Source organism: Streptomyces sp. NPDC007905, assembly GCF_042959345.1.
Lineage (GTDB): Bacteria > Actinomycetota > Actinomycetes > Streptomycetales > Streptomycetaceae > Streptomyces.
Genome location: NZ_JBIBKS010000013.1, coordinates 156,801 through 173,995, shown reverse-complemented (window position 1 = coordinate 173,995; position 17,195 = coordinate 156,801). Strand labels below are relative to the sequence as shown.

The window sequence follows — 17,195 nt, the reverse complement described above, 5'->3', positions numbered from 1 at the left end:
CGCCCGGTGTGCTCCGCCGGGCAGACAACGCCACTCGTGCGATGGTCGCATCGAGCATATGGCCCGACACGGACAAGCGGTCCGGGTTGTACCGAACCGTTGTCCGGGCTCCGAGGTCAATCAGGCGCGACGGTGCCGTCCGTGAGCCCGTCGTACATCCCGCGCACGAGCTGCTCCCCCAGCCGGCTCGCGTGGCGCAGCGCCCGCTCGAACTCGTCGAGTGCGCGGAACCGCGTGCCGTAGCGCAGCTGTTCGCCGAGCGGAAGCCGGGGCAGTTGGAGGCGGCGCACGTCCAGGCGGGTGGCCGTGGACGCGTAGCTGCTGGCCTGACGGTGGTTGGCCGTGCCGCGCAGGAAGCCGGCGAGGAACCAGGGATCGAGCGCCGCCGGATCGGGGCGCAGCAGCACGAGGTTGCGCCCCAGGGCGGCGCCCCCGGTCGCATCGTCGATCACGCGCGCCACCGACCCGCCGCCGAGCACCGGGAGGACGACGTCGCCCGGCTCGGTCAGCACGGCCTCCTCGTCGGTCTCCGGAAGCGTCCCGGAGGGTGCCGTTCCGGCGAGCACGTCATGATCGGTGAGCACGCGCACGCGCGCGTGGCCGCCGTTCCCTCCGGTGCGCAGCGTCAGCGCGCCCCCGCGCGCGAGCTCGCCGACGGTGGTGAGCGGCCAGCGGGCGGCCGGCACCGGGTCGGCGGGCGGCGGGGTGAGATCGGCGGTCAGCCGCAGGGTCGCGCCGAGGTGCTCGCGCACCGCCGCGAGCTGTTCCACGCCGTCGGTCGGGGCCGGGGGCGGCAGATGGCGGGCGGGCGCGAGGTCCACGTCGTCGTCGAGCAGTTCGATGACCGGCACGGAACGCGCCAGCCCCGGCCGGTCATCGAGCCGCCCCGCGCGCGCGAAGGCACGCCAGGCGTCCAGGACGGCGCCCCGTACCGCCTGCCAGTCCGGGCCGCCGCGTGCCTCGCCCGCGAACCGCCCGGTGTCGGCGAGCAGCACCTCGGGCGCCGCGGGCGTCCGGTCGGGCCGGCGCAGCACCCACACGTGGAGCGGGAGGTTGTACGGCGGTGCCGCGCCGACCGGCAGCGCGACCACGGCCCGCAGCGCGCCCCGGCGCAGCAGGTCGGCGCGGATCCGGCGCCCGGAACGGCGGGAGGCGGCGGCCGGCGGCATGAGCAGGACGGCGGTGCCGCCGTCGGCGAGTCGCGCCAGCGCGTGCTGGACCCAGGCCAGCTCGGACTCGGTGCGCGCGGGGAAGCCGTACTCCCAGCGGGCGTCGTAGGCGAGTTCGTCGTGGCCCCAGTTGCGTTCGTTGAACGGCGGGTGGCACAGGACGGCGTCGGCGCGCAGCTCCGGGTAGGCGTCGCCGAGCAGGGTGTCGCCGACAGCGGCGCGCACGGTGGCCCGCGACTGCAGGGCGAGTCGCAGCGCGGTCAGCGCGGCGAGGTCGGCGGCGCTGTCCTGGGCGTACAGCTCCTGGTCGGGACGGCTGTCCACCGCGCGCAGCAGGGCACCGGTGCCGCTGGCCGGGTCGAGGACGGTGCGGGCGGGGCCGGCGAGGTCGGCCATCAGACGGGCCAGCTCGGCCGGCGTGAGCGTGTACTGGCGCGGGCTGGCGTCCAGGTGCCGGCCCAGCAGGAACTCGAAGGTCTGCCGCGCCCCCAGCTCGGCGGCCAGCTCGGCGGCGCCGCGCAGGAGGGGCGCGGAGAGGAGGAGTTGGGGGCCGGTGGGGGTGTGGATCGCGGGCGCGGTGGGGGCGGCGGAGGGGCTGTGCAGAGGGGATGGAGGGTTCACAGTGGGCGGGGTGTTCACGTGGGGCGCGGGGTCGGGCAAGGTGTTCACGCCGGGTGGGGTGTTCACGGCGCCCGGGGTCTGAGCGGCGGGCGGGGTGTTCACAGAGAGCGAGCTGTTCACAGCCGATGAGGCGAGCCCGGCCCGGCCGGTGTGAACGCCGCGGCCGCGCGCGGCGCCGAAGCGCGGGGTGAGCACCTGGTCCAGCGCACCGGGCAGCATGGCGGCCAGCCGCTCGTCGGAGCCGGCGCTCACGTCGAGCCAGACGGTGGGCCGCTCGCGGATGAGCAACAGGACGCAGCCGGCGTGCACCAGGGCGGTGACCGGCCCTTCGGGATGTCCGGCGAGCTGCTGCCAGACGCGCTCCCGCAGCGGGACTTCGGCGAGCTTGCCCTGCTTGCGCAGCCACGCCTCCACCTCGGCGAGCGCGAAGGACGGACTGGTCTCGGTGCCGCCCACCGGCTTGGGGAAGTCGGCGTGCCGGCGCCGCCAGTTGCTGACCGCGGCACGGCCCACTCCGGCGAGCCGCGCGATACCGGCCGCGGTCACCTCTGTCGCGTTGTCCTGCACCGGCCCCGCTCCCCTCGTCCTGTGTGTGCCGAGCATACCGGCGTACACAAGACCCATACATTCACGACCGTGTACGCAGTCGAAGATGTGAATCGTGTTGACTCGGTTCACAGGCTCTGATCTTATTGACCCAGCGAACGGGCGGCCAGCCGGAGTGGGTGGCCGCCACATCGGGAGGGGGTCCCGTCATGGGCATGAAGGGCAAGATCGCGCTGAGCGCCGTCGTGGGGGTCGTCGTCATCGGTGTCGTGTCCGCGAACGCCGACAGCCACAGCAAGGACGGCGGTTCCGGCGGCGGCAAGGGCTCCTCGGCCTCCCCCGCGCACCGGGCGGACGGGAAGAAGGACTCGGGGGGCGCCGAGACGGCCGAGAAGGAGAAGGCCGCCCTCGACGGGGACGGCGACTTCCAGGTCGGCCCCGACGTCAAGCCCGGCACCTACCGCACCACCGGCAACACCGACGGCATGTGTTACTGGGAGCGCATTAAGGACGCCTCGGGCGAGACCGACTCGCGGCCGGCCAACGACAACGTCACCGGCACGAGTTACGTGACGATCAAGGCCGGTGACACGTTGTTCAAGTCGACCGGCTGCCACGACTGGGAGGCCATCGCCCCGAAGGCGAAGGGCACGCCCGCCTCCTCGATGGACGGCGACGGGGGCATGTTCAAGGTCGGCGCCGACATCGCCCCGGGCACCTACAAGTCGGCCGGGAACAGCGACGACTCCTGCTCCTGGGAACGCACCAAGGACGCCGAGCACGGCCTCGACTCGATCACCGCCAACGACAACATGACGGGCACGGCCGTGGTCACCATCCGCGCCACGGACGCCTACTTCAAGACGACCGGCTGCGGCGACTGGAAGAAGACGGCCTGACCCGACGGGTCACCCGGCGTGCAGCACCGCACCCACCCAGCGCTGCACGAGCCACCGCACACGTCACGCACTCCACCTCGCTCCACCTCGCTCCACCTCGCTCACCTCAATTCCGCTCCATCCCCATCCAGTTCACTTCTCTAGACAAGGAACTCCCATGCGCCGTACCGCCCTCGCCGCCCTCTGTCTCGCCGCCGCGGCCACCGCGGGGCTCACCGGCTGTCTGCCGGGGCAGGACAAGGCGGACAGCAAGCCGAAGGGCCCGTTCGCCGGGCTGAGCGGTGGAGAGATCGCCGACCGGGCGATGAAGGCCACCACGGGGGCCTCGTCGCTGCGGATGAAGGGCGATGTCGCCGACGACCAGAGCAAGGGCGCCATCAGCATCGACATGGCCCTGAACAAGCGGGGCGAGTGCGCCGGCACGATGAGCATGGGCGGTCAGGACAAGGCCGACCTGGTCAAGACCGGGAACACGGTCTACATGAAGTACGACGAGGCGTTCCTGCGCGCCCAGAGCGAGGGCGAGTCCAAGGCGGACACCGATGCGGTCGTCTCACTGCTGGCCGGCAAGTGGGCCAAGATGGCGGTCAAGGGCCAGGACGCCAAGGACATCGCGGGCTTCTGCGATCTGGACTCGGTCCTCGGTGGGGCGGGCGACGTCAACTCGGACGCCACCCGTGGGAAGACGACCACCGTCGACGGCAAGCCGGCGATCGTGCTGCACGAGAAGGACGGCAAGGACCGCTACACGCTGTACGTGGCGACCGAGGGCAAGCCGTATCTGCTGCGGGTCGACAGTTCCTCCGGTACGAAGGAGCCGGTGCACCTGTCCTTCGCCGACTACGAGAAGCCGGTCCCGGCGCAGAAGCCCGCCGGGAAGGTCGTCGACCTGGACGCGCTGGGCGGCTGAGCCGGACAGGGGGCCCGGCGCGGGGTCACAGCGGGTGGCGCATCCATACGTCGGGCTCGACGTGGACGCCGTACCCGCGCTCCGGTTCGCAGCGGACCGGGACCAGCGCGCCGGGCACCTCGACGTCCCCCGGGGTGTCGAAGGGCAGCCCGGTCCAGCGGCGCCACTCTCCAGTGAGGCGCCCACGGTCATGGAGGCCGGGGCGACGGAGTCGATGGTGGCGCCGGCGCGGGCGCGGACGCGCGGCCACGGGTCCTCGGGGAGGCCGTCGGGGCGGACCCGGTGCGCGTACTCGCTGACGAACTCGGGCCATGTGTCGGCCATCCCGAGCACCGCCGGCAACCCATCGAGCCGCTCGGCGAGGCTGCTCACCCGCACGTCCGTGACGGCCACGGTAGGCGCCACACGTCCGGCCGGGAAAGCGGATCGGCCGCGGCGACGCACCCGGGGTTCGGCGGCGGGCGAGAGGCCCCCGGCCGGGGTCACCGCGCCCGGAACCGCTCCGGGGCCTTCGTCGGGTTGCCGCCCGTAGGCAGATTCTGGTCCGGGCAGGTGGCGAGGACCTTCTTCATCGCGGCCTTCTCGGCGGCGGTGACCCACAGGCCGTACTTCTTCTTGACGGCCACCTGGGCGGCCACATACGTGCAGCGGTAGGCCTTGTTCGGCGGGACCCAGGTGGCCGTGTCCCCGTCCCCCTTGCCCCGGTTGGTGCTCGCGTCGACCGCGATGAGGTTGAGGGGGTCGTTGGCCAGGGCTATGCGTTTGCCGGGGTCCCAGTACTTCGCGCCCTTCTGCCAGGCGTCCGAGAGGGCGACGACGTGGTCGATGTCGACCTGGCTGCGGCCGCGCCGGTAGGTGACGTCCTTGCCGGTGTAGGGGTCCGGCTCCAGCAGACCGTAGGAGACCTTGCAGGTGCCGCCGGTGAACTTCACCTCCTTCAGGTCGCGTTTGAGTATGTCGTCGCGGGTGTCACAGGAGTTGGAGTCGGTGTCGGCCCAGGCGGCGCCGAAGCGGGCGCGGGAGTAACCGGTCTTGGGGGCACGGCCCTTGACGGTCAGAGCGTCGGCGGCGGCCAGGGCCGCTCCCCCGCGCCCGGTCTCCTGCGGGCCGGAGGAGCCCTTGGTCTGCACGCTCTTGCAGCCGGCCACGGCGACCGTCATGACGACCACCGCGGTGACCGCCCCGCCCCTCAGACGCGTCACGGTGCGTCCCCCTTGCTCGCCCTTGTCCGCCCTGCTGTACGGGCGGATCGTTCCTGCCCCCACGGTAACGGGCCCACCGCCGTAAGCAGATGGGTCCTGAAGGGGTGAACCGGGGCAACTCGGCCCGGACTTGGGGCAGCAGACGGCGTGGCAGGGGAGCCCGAGGGACGCACCCGTGCGCCCGCTCACGCCAGGCCGGTGCCCAGGGTGGACGCCGACGGCAGCGGTCCGGAGGACAGGAGCGCGGCCCAGCAGTCGGCGAGGACGCCGTCGAGACGGCCGGTGGCGCCCCCGCCGAGCGTCCGCCAGGGGCCGGCGGCAAGGCGCCGGGTGTGCTCCTCCACGCTACGGCGCAGGGCGCGGCCCGCCTCCGTGGCCGGCGCCTCTCACCGGACGGCCGGCTCAGCGATCCGCACGCGGACCGCCCCGATCGCCGGTGCCTACGACCCCAGGATCGAGGCGAGGAACTCGCCGACCCAGCCCAGCAGTTCGCGGCCGACGAGCGGCTTGCCGCCCACCTTCGCGGTCTTCGGGCGCGGGACCAGCACCTGGCGCACGGCCGGTTTGATGACCGTGCCCGGGTACAGCCGCTTGACCCGCAGTTCCTGCGACTCGCGCAACTCCACCGGCGCGAAGCGGATGTTGGTGCCCTGCAGGACGATCTCGCCGACGCCGCACGCGCGCGCGAGCATCCGCAGCCCGGCCACCAGCAGCAGGTTCTCCACCGGCTCGGGCAGCTTGCCGTAGCGGTCGGTGAGTTCCTCGCGGACGGCCTTGATGTCCTCCTCCGAGTTGGCGGAGGCGATGGCCCGGTAGGCCTGCAGGCGCAGTCCCTCGCCGGGGGCGTAGTCGTGCGGGACGTGTGCGTCGACGGGCAGCTCGATCCTGACCTCGAGCGGCGCCTCCTCCTCGATCTCGCCGGTCTCCAGTTGGCGCCGGTAGTCGGCGACGGCCTCGCCGACCATGCGGACGTAGAGGTCGAAGCCGACGCCGGCGATGTGCCCGGACTGCTCGCCGCCGAGGAGGTTACCGGCGCCGCGGATCTCCAGGTCCTTCATCGCGACGTACATGCCCGCGCCCATCTCGGTGTGCTGGGCGATGGTCGCCAGGCGCTCGTGGGCGGTCTCGGTGAGCGGCTTCTCCGGGGGGTAGAGGAAGTAGGCGTAGCCCCGTTCCCTGCCTCGTCCCACGCGGCCGCGCAGCTGATGCAGCTGGGACAGGCCGAAGGTGTCGCCGCGCTCCACGATCAGCGTGTTGGCGTTGGAGATGTCGATGCCGGACTCGACGATCGTGGTCGACACCAGCACGTCGAACTTCTTCTCCCAGAAGTCGACGACGACCTGCTCCAGCGCGGATTCCGACATCTGGCCGTGGGCGGTGGCGATGCGCGCCTCGGGGACGATCTCGCGCAGCCGGGCGGCCGCGCGGTCGATGGACTCGACCCGGTTGTGGATGTAGAAGACCTGGCCCTCGCGCAGCAGTTCCCGGCGGATCGCGGCTCCGATCTGCCTCTCCTCGTACGGCCCGACGAAGGTCAGCACCGGGTGCCGCTCCTCCGGAGGCGTGGTGATCGTGGACATCTCGCGGATGCCGGTGACCGCCATCTCCAGGGTGCGCGGGATCGGGGTCGCGGACATCGTGAGCACGTCCACGTTGGCGCGGAGCTTCTTCAGCTGCTCCTTGTGCTCGACGCCGAAGCGCTGCTCCTCGTCGACGATGACCAGACCGAGGTCCTTGAACCTGGTCTCGGAGGAGAACAGGCGGTGGGTGCCGATGACGACGTCCACCGCGCCCTCCTTCAGGCCCTCCAGGACGGCTTTGGCCTCGGTGTCGGTCTGGAAGCGGGACAGCGCCCGCACGTTCACGGGGAACTGCGAGTACCGCTCGGAGAACGTGCCGAAGTGCTGCTGCACCAGCAGGGTGGTGGGGACGAGGACGGCGACCTGCTTGCCGTCCTGTACGGCCTTGAAGGCGGCGCGGACCGCGATCTCGGTCTTGCCGTAGCCGACGTCGCCGCAGACCAGGCGGTCCATGGGGATCGACTTCTCCATGTCCTCCTTGACCTCGGCGATGGTGCTGAGCTGGTCGGGGGTCTCCACGTAGGGGAAGGCGTCCTCCAGCTCGCGCTGCCAGGGCGAGTCGGCGCCGAAGGCGTGGCCGGGGGCGGCCATACGGGCGCTGTAGAGCTTGATCAGGTCGGCGGCGATCTCCTTGACCGCCTTCTTCGCGCGTGCCTTGGTCTTCGTCCAGTCGGCGCCGCCGAGCCGGTGCAGGGTGGGGGCCTCGCCGCCGACGTACTTGGTGATCTGCTCCAGCTGGTCGGTGGGGATGTAGAGCCGGTCGCCGGGCTGGCCGCGCTTGGCGGGGGCGTACTCCACGACCAGGTACTCGCGCGTGGCGCCCTGGACGGTGCGCTGGACCATCTCGATGTAGCGGCCGACGCCGTGCTGTTCGTGGACGATGTAGTCGCCCGGCTCCAGGGTGAGCGGGTCGATGGTCTTGCGGCGGCGGGCCGGCATGCGGGCGCCGTCGCGGGTCGCGGTGCGCTGGCCGGACAGGTCGGTCTCGGTGAGCACGGCGAGCTTGAGCGCCGGGTCGACGAAGCCGTACTCGATCGAGCCGCAGGAGACGTGCACCACCGACGGGCTCAGCTCGCCGAGGTCGGCGTCCATGCGGGCGGCGATGCCCTCGCCGCCGAGCACCTCCACGGTGCGGGCGGCCGGGCCGTGGCCCTCGGTGACGAACACCGCGCGCCAGCCGTCGGCGAGCCAGCCCTTGGTGTCGGCGAGGGCCTTGGCGGTGTCGCCGCGGTAGGTCTCGGGGGCGTGCATGCCCAGCTTGAGGGTGTGGGCGTCGAGCTCTTCGTCGGCGGCGAAGGGCGAGACGGACCACCACATCATGTCCAGCTCGCGCGCGCGGTCGCGGACGTCGGCGATGGACCACAGGGAGGCGGCGCCGACGTCGATCGGGGCCTCGCCGCCGCCCGCGGTGGCCGCCCAGGAGGCATGCAGGAACTCCTGACTGGTGGCGACGAGGTCGGCGGCGCGCGTGCGGACCCGCTCTGGGTCGCACACGACGGCCATGGCGCCCTTGGGCAGGACGTCGAGGAGCAGCTCCATGTCGTCGACCAGGACGGGGGCGAGGGACTCCATGCCCTCGACCGCGATGCCCTCGGCGATCCTGTTCAGCAGTTCGCCCAGTTCCGGGTGCTGTTCGGCGAGGGCACGCGCGCGTGCGCGTACGTCGTCCGTCAGCAGCAGCTCGCGGCAGGGCGGGGCCCACAGGCCGTGCTCGGCGACTTCGAGGGAGCGCTGGTCGGCGACCTTGAAGTAGCGGATCTCCTCGACGTCGTCGCCCCAGAACTCGATGCGCAGGGGGTGTTCCTCGGTGGGCGGGAACACGTCCAGGATGCCGCCGCGTACGGCGAACTCGCCGCGCTTCTCCACCAGCTCCACGCGCGCGTAGGCGGCGGCAGCGAGGGCTTCCACGACCTCGTTCAGGTCGGCGGTCCGGCCCGTCTTCAAGGACACCGGTTCCAGGTCGCCGAGGCCCTTGACCTGGGGCTGGAGCACGGAGCGTACGGGTGCGACGACGACGGAGACCGGGCCGGTCCCGGGATCGTCGGGGTTGGGGTGGGCGAGGCGGCGCAGGACGGCGAGGCGACGGCCGACGGTGTCGCTGCGGGGGCTGAGCCGCTCGTGCGGGAGGGTCTCCCAGGAGGGGTACTCGACGACGCCCTCGGGGGGCAGCAGGGAGCGCAGGGCTGCCGCCAGGTCCTCGGCCTCGCGGCCCGTCGCGGTCACCGCGAGCACCGGGCGGGCGGCATCGCGGGCGAGGGCGGCGACCGCGAAGGGTCGGGCCGCCGGGGGGCCGACGAGGTCGACGTGCATGCGGTTGCCGTCCGCGGCCGCCGTGATCGCTTCGGCGAGGGCGGGGTCCTTGACGACGGCGTCGAGCAGACCGTGCAGGCTCATGGGGGGCTTTCCGTCCAGGGGTGGGCAACGCAAGTAGCCCGGCGCGGGTGGCAGCCGGGGGTGTCCAGCCTACGACTCCGTCGGGATTGCCGTCGGAGCCTGTGGACAACTCCGCCTTCCGGTGCCGGGCGCCGCAGCGGGCCGTCCAGGGGGCGGAGCCCCCTGGACCCCCGGCCGCTGCCCAGCCACCGCCCGACTCGGCCGAGAAGCGGCCCCACGGCGTTCCTGCTCGGTCCGATGCGGAAGAACCCGGTGCCGGAGAGCTCCAAGAGCTCTCCGGCACCGGGGTTTCCCCCGCAACCCCCGTATGCGGTGGTCGTCGGCTCAGCCTGCGCGGCTAGTCCGTCGCGATCGCGTTCAGTACGTTCATCCGGGCCGCCCGGAACGCCGGGATCAGTGCCGCGAACAGGCCCACGAAGGCCGAGGCGACGAAGACGGTGATGATCGTCGGCCAGGGGATGTCCAGGACCTTCAGGCCCGCCAGGGCGAGGAGCTTCTGGGCGGTCGCGCCCCAGCCCATGCCGAGCCCGAGGCCGAGCAGGGCGCCGAAGACCGCGATGACCACGGACTCCAGGCGGATCATGCGGCGCAGCTGGCGGCGGGAGAGGCCGATCGCCCGCATCAGGCCGATCTCGCGGGTGCGCTCGACCACGGAGAGGGCGAGGGTGTTCACCACACCGAGGATCGCGACGATGATCGCGAGCGCCAGCAGCCCGTAGATCATGTTCAGCAGCTGGCCGATCTGGTCCTTCAGCGCCTTCTTGTAGTCGGTCTGGTCGCGCACGGTCAGTTCCGGGTACCTGTGCAGCGCGGTCTTGAGCGCCTTGTAGGCGGCGGCCTGCTGCCCGTCCTTGGCGGAGGCGAAGACCATCTGGTCCAGCGGCATCCTGCCGACGGGGATGTACGTGGCCATGGTGGCCAGGGAGGTGTACATCGCGCCCTTGTCGATGACGGTGTCGTCGCTGGTGATCGCGCGTACCGTCAGGCGGGCCGCGGAGCCGTTCTCGAAGGCCACGGTGATCCTGGAGCCGAGGTGGATGCCGTGGTCCTCGGCGAACTTCTGGTGGACCGACATCGAATCGGGCCGGTAGGCGTCCTCGAGGTCGCCGGCGACCGTCTTGGTGCGCAGGTCGGTCGCGTAGGTCGGGTCCGCACCCGTGATGGCGGTGTCCTTGAGGGTCTTGCCGTCCGGGGTGGTGAAGTCGGCCTGGGTCGGCCGGTACTCGGTGACCCGCGCGAGGCCCGGGGTGGACTTGACGGCCGCGACCTCCTGCGGCTTGATCAGCTGCTCGTTGTCGGGCGAGATGATGAAGTCCGTGCCGACCGTCTTGTCGAGCTGGTCGGTGGCGGAGGCCACCATGGAGGAGCCGACCACCGACAGGCAGGCCACCAGGGCCAGGCCGATCATCAGCGCGGCGCCGGTGGCGCCGGTGCGGCGCGGGTTGCGCAGCGCGTTGCGCTCGGCCATCCGTCCGACGGGTCCGAAGATCCGCAGCATGACCGCGCCGAGGACGCGGACCAGTGCGCCGGCGAGCAGCGGGCCGATGACGACGAAGCCGATCAGGGTCAGCACCACGCCGAGTCCCAGCCACCCGGAGCCGCCCTTGGCCTTGTCGGCGGTGGCGGCGACGTACAGGCTCGCGGCGCCGGCGCCGGTGAGGACCAGGCCGAGCAGGGCCCGTACGATCCCGGCCCTGGCGTCGGCCGGGGCGCCCGCGTCGCGCAGGGCGGCCATCGGGGAGACCTTGCCTGCGCGCCGGGCGGGCAGGTAGGCGGCGAGGACGGTGACGACCACGCCGAGCAGCAGGCCGAGCACGGGGGTGGTCCAGGCGACGGTCAGGTCGTCGGTGGACAGGTGCATACCCATGGTGCCCATGAGCTTCATCAGGCCGACCGCGATGCCGACGCCGGCACCGACGCCGAGGACGGAGCCGATGACGCCGAGCAGCAGCGCCTCGATGAGCACGGACCGGTTGACCTGGCGGCGGGAGGAGCCGATGGCACGCATCAGGCCGATCTCCCGGGTGCGCTGGGCGACCAGCATCGAGAAGGTGTTGATGATCAGGAAGATGCCGACCAGGAAGGCGATCCCGGCGAAGCCGAGCATCGCGTACCGCATGACGTTCAGGAAGCTCTCGACGTCCTTCTGGTTGGCGTCGGCGACCTCCTTGGCGGTCTGCACCTTGTAGCCGTGGCCGAGTGCGGCGGTCACGTTCTTCTTCAGCCGCGCGTCGGTGACGCCCTTGGCGGCGGTGACGTTGACGTTGGTGTACACGCCGGTCCGGCCGACCAGGGTCTGCTGGGCGGTCTTGGTGTCCAGGTAGAAGATGGCCGCGCCGGGATTGGTGACGGTGAAGGTGGCGATGCCGGACACGCGCGCGTGGTGCGTACCGACGGCGGTGATCACGCCGATGTCGTCACCGAGCTTCAGGTGGTGCTTGTCGGCGGTGTCCGCGTCGACCATGACCTGGCCCGGGCCCTTCGGCGCCGTACCGGAGGTGATCTTCATGGTGCGGGCGTCGTTGCCGTTCCAGCCGCCGACGATGGTCGGCGCGCCGCTGCTGGGCGACAGCTTGTCCAGGTGGGCGTCGACGACGGTGGCCGAGGTGGAGAACACCGTGCCCTCGGCCGCCCGTACTCCCTCGGCCTTGCGGACCTCGCCGAGCACGGAGGCCGGCATGACCGGCGGCTTGCCGGTGCGGGAGGTGGTCTCGCCGCTGTCGGAGGAGCCCTTGGCGCTGACCGTCACGTCCGAGGCTGTGGCCTGGAAGAGCTTGTCGAAGGTGGTGTTCATCGTGTCGGTGAACACCAGGGTCCCGCTGACGAACCCCACCGACAGCAGCACCGCGATGGCCGACAGCGCCATGCGGCCCTTGTGCGCGAGGAAGTTGCGCATCGAGGTCTTCAGGACGGTCATGACGTGCGCCCCCGGGCGTCGAAGTCCTTCATCCGGTCCAGGACCTGATCGGCCGTCGGCTGGTGCATCTCGTCCACGATGCGGCCGTCGGCGAGGTAGAGCACGCGGTCGGCGTAGGAGGCGGCGACCGGGTCGTGGGTGACCATCACGATGGTCTGGCCCAGTTCGTCCACGGACTTCCGCAGGAAGCCCAGGACTTCCGCTCCGGCACGCGAGTCGAGGTTTCCGGTCGGCTCGTCGCCGAAGATGATCTCCGGGCGGGCGGCGAGCGCACGGGCCACGGCCACACGCTGCTGCTGGCCGCCGGAGAGCTGGGTGGGCCGGTGCTTGAGCCGCCCGGCGAGCCCGACGGTCTCCACGACCCGGTCCAGCCACGCCCGGTCCGGCTTGCGCCCGGCGATGTCCATGGGCAGCGTGATGTTCTCGAGCGCGTTCAGCGTCGGCAGCAGGTTGAACGCCTGGAAGATGAAGCCGATCCGGTCCCGGCGCAGCTGCGTGAGCTTCTTGTCCTTCAGGCCGGTGATCTCGGTCTCGTCGAGGTGGATCTGCCCGGAGGTGACGGTGTCGAGGCCGGCGAGGCAGTGCATCAGGGTGGACTTACCGGACCCCGAGGGGCCCATGATCGCGGTGAACTGACCGCGGGCGATGTCCACGTCGACGTGGTCCAGGGCGACGACACGAGTCTCACCGGACCCGTACGCCTTCACGACCTGCCGAGCCCGGGCGGCAACGGCCGTACGCCCTCCAGTGCCCCCGTGCCTGGGAATGGTCACAGCCGATGTCACGGTATGTCTCCTATGTCGGTCGACAAGTTGCGGAAGCGCCCCGGCGAGGCCGGTGCGTCGTTCTGGGTACGTCGATGAGTCTCGCGTGCGGCGAGTGGGCCGCGCGCTGGTGCGAAGCCCCCTCTTGTGCGGGGGAAAACCCCACCCCCGCCGGTTCGGTCAGCCGCCCCCCCCAGCGGCGTAAAGCCAGGTTAAGGACGGCACCGGGCCCCTCTCGTCCTCCGGCGGGACGAACCCTCCCCGAGCCGTAGTACGGAGATACCCCTAGGGGTGGTCCACCGCCGGGTGGAGTCCTTCTCGGGGGTCGGCTCCACCCACCGGCGCAGCAAGGCTCCACCCTCCCGTCGCGTCAGGGTCAAGTCGCGGCTGTCGTGGGAAGCTGTCGTACCGGGATAGGTGCAAGGGGCACGGGGAGGGGTTCCGGTGGGGAGTACGACACCCGCGATACGCGACGGCGCCACCGCGCAGCGGGGCGCCCGCGGCAGAGGCGCGGTCGTCGCCGCGCTGATGCTCTCGATGGCGCTGGCCGCGCTCGACGCCACCATCGTCTCCACCGCCGTACCGCAGATCGTCGGCGACCTCGGTGGGTTCTCCGTGTTCTCCTGGCTGTTCTCCGGCTATCTGCTCGCCGTCACCGTCACCCTGCCCGTCTACGGCAAGCTGTCCGACACCTTCGGCCGCAAGCCGGTCCTGGTCGCGGGCGCCGCCGTGTTCCTGCTGGGCTCGCTGCTGTGCGCGGGCGCCTGGAACATGGGCGCGCTGATCGCGTTCCGCATCGTGCAGGGGCTGGGCGGCGGGGCGTTGCAGGGGACGGTGCAGACGCTGGCCGCCGATCTGTACCCGCTGGCGGAGCGCCCCAAGATTCAGGCCCGGCTGTCCACGGTGTGGGCGGTGTCGGCGGTGGCCGGGCCGGGCCTGGGCGGGGTGCTGGCCGCGTACGCCGGCTGGCGCTGGATCTTCCTCGTCAACCTGCCGATCGGCGCGGCCGCGTTGTGGCTGATCGTGCGTCATCTGCACGAGGCCGAGCGGGAAAGGGCGACCCGTGTGCGCGTGGACTGGGCGGGCGCGCTCGCGGTGTTCGGGTGCGGCGGGGTACTGCTGACCGCGCTGGTGCAGGGCGGGGTGGCCTGGGCGTGGCTGTCGGCGCCCTCGCTGGCGCTGTTCGGCACCGGACTCGCCCTGGCCGGGGCCGTGGTGTGGGTGGAGCGGCGGGCGGCGGAGCCGATCATCCCGGGGTGGGTGTGGCGGCGCCGTACGATCGCGGCCGTCAACCTGGCGTTCGGTGCGCTGGGGCTGCTGATGGTGGCGCCGTCGGTGTTCCTGCCGACGTACGCGCAGTCGGTGCTCGGGCTGGGACCGGCGGCCGCCGGTCTTGTGCTGTGCGTGTGGACGCTGACCTGGTCGGGGTCGGCGGCGCTGAGCCAGCACGTGTACCGGCGCATCGGCTTCCGGAACACCGCGCTGCTCGGCATCGGTCTCGGCACGCTGATCCTGCTCGCGTTCCCGTTCCTGCCGTATCCCGGGTCGTGGTGGCAGCCGATGCTCCTGATGCTGCTGCTGGGCGGTGCGCTGGGACTCTTCCAACTGCCGCTGATCATCGGGGTGCAGTCGTCGGTGGGCTGGTCGGAGCGGGGGACGACGACGGCGTCGGTGCTGTTCTGCCGGCAGACCGGGCAGACCGTGGGCGCCTCCGTCTTCGGTGCCGTCGCCAACGGGGTGCTGGCCACGCGCCTGGGCGGTGCGGGCGACCTGGAGTCCGTCACGCGCGCGCTGGACGCCGGTACGGCTCCCGAGGCGACCCGGCGGGCGATCGCCGCGGCGGTGCACGCGGTGTACTTCGGCGCGGCCTGCGCTGCGGCGCTGGCCTTCCTGGTCCTGCTGCTGATGGCGCCCCGGCGGTTCCCGGAGCGGCAGGAGTGACGCCCCACCCCCTGGTTAACGCGGGTAACACCCGAGGCCACGGCCGTTTTCCCGCAGTAAGCGCGTACCGACCGTCCAGTTTGGCGAAAACACCGCGCGCCCCCGAACCCCGCGAGTAGCGTGCGTGGCTCCGCGCCCCCCACCTCCCTGCGGTCCGCCGCCACGGACCCGAGCCGCGCAAGGAGCCCATGGGATGTCCTACGACCCCCCGCAGCCGCCGTCGTACCTCAGCTACCCCTGGCAGCCCCCGCCCCCCGAACCACCCCGCCCGCTCCGCACCCCGCCCCGCGACCCCCTGGGACAGCACAGCGACCTGCGGGTGCTGCGCAGCGCCTACCGCTGGCAGCGCCGTACCGCCACGCTCACCGCGCTCGGCTACTTCACCCTGTTCCTCGCCCTGTCCGCGTTCGCGCCGCAGGTCATGACGCGCACGGTCACCGACGGCGTCCCGGCGGGCCTGTTGCTCGCCCTGCTGCAACTCCCGGTCACCTGGCTGGCGATCGCCCTGTACGAGCACACCGCGCGCCGCCACGTGGACCCGCTCGCGGACCGCATCCGCAAGCAGGCCGAACTGGACGTGCGGCGAGGAGCGGCCCGATGAACACCAGTGCCTCCCCGGACCCGAACGGCTTGACCGGCTTCACCGGTTTCAGCAGCTCGGCGCAGACCATGTCGCTGGTCGCCTTCTCCGCCGTCGCCACCCTCACCCTGCTGCTGTGCGTGATGACCGGCCCGGACGGCGACGACCTCGACGAGTTCTACACCGGCTACGGCTCCCTGTCCCCGCTGCGCAACGGCCTGGCCATCGCCGGCGACTACATCTCGGCGGCCACCGTCCTCGGCACCGGCGGCGTGATCGCCCTGTGCGGCTACGACGGTGTGGTGCTCGCCCTCAGTACGACGCTGTCACTGATGCTGCTGATGTTCCTGCTGGCCGAACCGCTGCGCAACGCGGGCCGGTTCACCATGGGCGACGCACTGGCCCGCAGGATGCCGGGCCGGTGTGTGCGGATCACGGCCTGCGTGGTGACGATCGCCTCGCTGCTGCCGATGATGCTGGTCCAACTGGCCGGCACCGGGCAGCTGATGGCGTTCCTCCTGGGTTTCTCGAACGAGTCGCTGAAGACCGGCTGTGTCGTCGGAGTGGGCGCGCTGATGATCAGTTACGCGGCGATCGGCGGCATGAAGGGCACCGCGCTCATCCAGATCCTGAAGATCGTGATGCTGGTCGGTTCCGGCGCCCTGGTCGCCGCACTGATCCTGCGCCGCTTCGACTGGGACCCGGGCGCGCTGTTCCAGACGGCGGCGACGAAGAGCGGGGCGGGACCGGCCTTCCTGCGTTCCGGACTCGAGTTCGCCGGACACCCGGGCGCCCGCCTGGACATGATCAGTTCGGAGCTGACCATCGTGCTCGGCGGTGCCTGCCTGCCGCACATCACCATGCGCACGTACACCGCCTCCAGCGCCCGCCAGGTGCGCCGCTCGCTGTCCTGGGCGGTGTCCCTCGTGGCACTGTTCGTGCTGGTGCTCACGGTGATCGGGTTCGGCGCCACGGCCCTCGTCGGGAGTGCGGCGATCGGAGCGGCCGATCCGCAGGGCAACACGGCCTATCTGCTGGGCTCGCGGGCGGCGTTCGGCACCGACGTGTCGACGGCGGAGACCTTCCTGTTCACCATGGTGACGACGGCGATCTTCCTGACGCTGCTCGCCTCGGTGGCCGGGATGATCCTCGCCTGCGCCAACTCCCTCGCCCACGACGTGTTCGCGGGCCGGGTGCAGGAGATGCCGGCCCGCCGGGAGATGGCCCTGGCCCGCCTCTCGGCCCTCGCCATAGGGGTGCCGACGATCCTGCTGGCCATCCTGGTGCAGCACCACAGCCTGCAGCCGCTGGTGACCGTCTCCTTCTGCCTGGGCGCCTCCGCCCTCGCGCCCGCCCTGGTGTACAGCCTCTTCTGGCGCCGCTACACCCGCAGCGGGCTGATGGGCACGCTGATCGGGGGCTCGCTGACCGTGCTGCTGCTCATGCCGGGCACCAACCTCGTCTCCGGCTCGCCCGCCTCGGCCTTCCCGCAGGCCGACTTCAACTGGTTCCCCTTCACCACGACCGGCATCGTCTCCATCCCGGCCGGCTTCTTCTTCGGCTGGCTGGGCACGGTCGCCTCGGGCCGCCGGAAGGCGGAGGAACAGCGGCGCCAGTACGAGGCGGTGGAGGGCTGGATCCTGGCGGGGGCGGTACGCAGGGGCGGTTGAGG

At 71.8% G+C, this 17,195-nt stretch carries 10 protein-coding genes and 2 pseudogenes; 5 read left to right on the top strand and 7 right to left on the bottom strand.

The window, feature by feature from the left end; genetic code table 11:
* Positions 1-116: 116 nt before the first annotated feature.
* A complete protein-coding gene (locus ACFZDC_RS23765; RefSeq protein ID WP_391326797.1) occupies positions 117-2,357 on the bottom strand; it encodes an N-6 DNA methylase in 2,241 nt (746 codons plus the stop codon).
* A 188-nt stretch (positions 2,358-2,545) separates the two neighbouring features.
* Between ACFZDC_RS23765 and ACFZDC_RS23760 the strand changes: the two genes are divergently transcribed.
* Complete coding sequence (locus ACFZDC_RS23760) at positions 2,546-3,235, top strand: hypothetical protein (protein ID WP_391326795.1); 690 nt, start codon at positions 2,546-2,548, stop codon at positions 3,233-3,235.
* A gap of 157 nt (positions 3,236-3,392) precedes the next feature.
* Positions 3,393-4,145 carry a hypothetical protein gene (locus ACFZDC_RS23755; RefSeq protein WP_391326794.1) on the top strand — a complete coding sequence of 251 codons (753 nt, stop codon included), beginning with the start codon at positions 3,393-3,395 and terminating at the stop codon, positions 4,143-4,145.
* Between the two features lie 25 nt (positions 4,146-4,170).
* Here ACFZDC_RS23755 and ACFZDC_RS23750 read toward each other — a convergent pair.
* The 6 genes and pseudogenes from ACFZDC_RS23750 to ACFZDC_RS23725 all read right to left on the bottom strand — a co-directional run.
* A pseudogene (locus tag ACFZDC_RS23750) lies at positions 4,171-4,445 on the bottom strand (N-acetyltransferase); the annotation flags it as partial.
* A 182-nt stretch (positions 4,446-4,627) separates the two neighbouring features.
* Positions 4,628-5,347 carry a DUF1524 domain-containing protein gene (locus ACFZDC_RS23745; RefSeq protein ID WP_391326792.1) on the bottom strand — a complete coding sequence of 240 codons (720 nt, stop codon included), beginning with the start codon at positions 5,345-5,347 and terminating at the stop codon, positions 4,628-4,630.
* A gap of 185 nt (positions 5,348-5,532) precedes the next feature.
* Positions 5,533-5,712 (bottom strand): annotated as a pseudogene (locus ACFZDC_RS23740) (hypothetical protein); the annotation flags it as partial.
* Positions 5,713-5,787: 75 nt separating this feature from the next.
* Positions 5,788-9,321, bottom strand: coding sequence for a transcription-repair coupling factor (gene mfd / locus ACFZDC_RS23735; RefSeq protein WP_391326790.1), 3,534 nt, complete (start codon positions 9,319-9,321; stop codon positions 5,788-5,790).
* A 337-nt stretch (positions 9,322-9,658) separates the two neighbouring features.
* Positions 9,659-12,238: an FtsX-like permease family protein gene (locus tag ACFZDC_RS23730; protein ID WP_391326788.1), complete on the bottom strand. Its 2,580-nt coding sequence runs from the start codon at positions 12,236-12,238 to the stop codon at positions 9,659-9,661.
* The gene (locus ACFZDC_RS23725; RefSeq protein ID WP_391326787.1) at positions 12,235-13,023 is read right to left on the bottom strand and encodes an ATP-binding cassette domain-containing protein; all 789 of its coding nucleotides are present in this window, start codon (positions 13,021-13,023) and stop codon (positions 12,235-12,237) included. Before ACFZDC_RS23725 ends, ACFZDC_RS23730 begins: the two co-directional genes overlap by 4 nt.
* Positions 13,024-13,446: 423 nt before the next feature.
* Between ACFZDC_RS23725 and ACFZDC_RS23720 the strand changes: the two genes are divergently transcribed.
* The 3 genes from ACFZDC_RS23720 to ACFZDC_RS23710 all read left to right on the top strand — a co-directional run bounded on the left by ACFZDC_RS23720 (position 13,447) and on the right by ACFZDC_RS23710 (position 17,193).
* The gene (locus ACFZDC_RS23720; RefSeq protein WP_391326785.1) at positions 13,447-14,943 is read left to right on the top strand and encodes an MFS transporter; all 1,497 of its coding nucleotides are present in this window, start codon (positions 13,447-13,449) and stop codon (positions 14,941-14,943) included.
* A 193-nt stretch (positions 14,944-15,136) separates the two neighbouring features.
* Positions 15,137-15,544: a DUF485 domain-containing protein gene (locus ACFZDC_RS23715; protein WP_391326784.1), complete on the top strand. Its 408-nt coding sequence runs from the start codon at positions 15,137-15,139 to the stop codon at positions 15,542-15,544.
* Entirely contained in the window at positions 15,541-17,193 is a 1,653-nt protein-coding gene (locus ACFZDC_RS23710; protein ID WP_391326782.1) for a cation acetate symporter, read from the top strand. Before ACFZDC_RS23715 ends, ACFZDC_RS23710 begins: the two co-directional genes overlap by 4 nt.
* Positions 17,194-17,195: the final 2 nt, after the last annotated feature.

Bases quoted from the DNA above. Each gene is read 5' to 3' on its own strand.
- ACFZDC_RS23710 (WP_391326782.1), top strand. From the start codon at position 15,541: ATGAACACCAGTGCCTCCCCGGACCCGAACGGCTTGACCGGCTTCACC.
- ACFZDC_RS23730 (WP_391326788.1), bottom strand. From the start codon at position 12,238: ATGACCGTCCTGAAGACCTCGATGCGCAACTTCCTCGCGCACAAGGGC.
- ACFZDC_RS23715 (WP_391326784.1), top strand. From the start codon at position 15,137: ATGTCCTACGACCCCCCGCAGCCGCCGTCGTACCTCAGCTACCCCTGG.
- mfd (WP_391326790.1), bottom strand. From the start codon at position 9,321: ATGAGCCTGCACGGTCTGCTCGACGCCGTCGTCAAGGACCCCGCCCTC.
- ACFZDC_RS23755 (WP_391326794.1), top strand. From the start codon at position 3,393: ATGCGCCGTACCGCCCTCGCCGCCCTCTGTCTCGCCGCCGCGGCCACC.
- ACFZDC_RS23760 (WP_391326795.1), top strand. From the start codon at position 2,546: ATGGGCATGAAGGGCAAGATCGCGCTGAGCGCCGTCGTGGGGGTCGTC.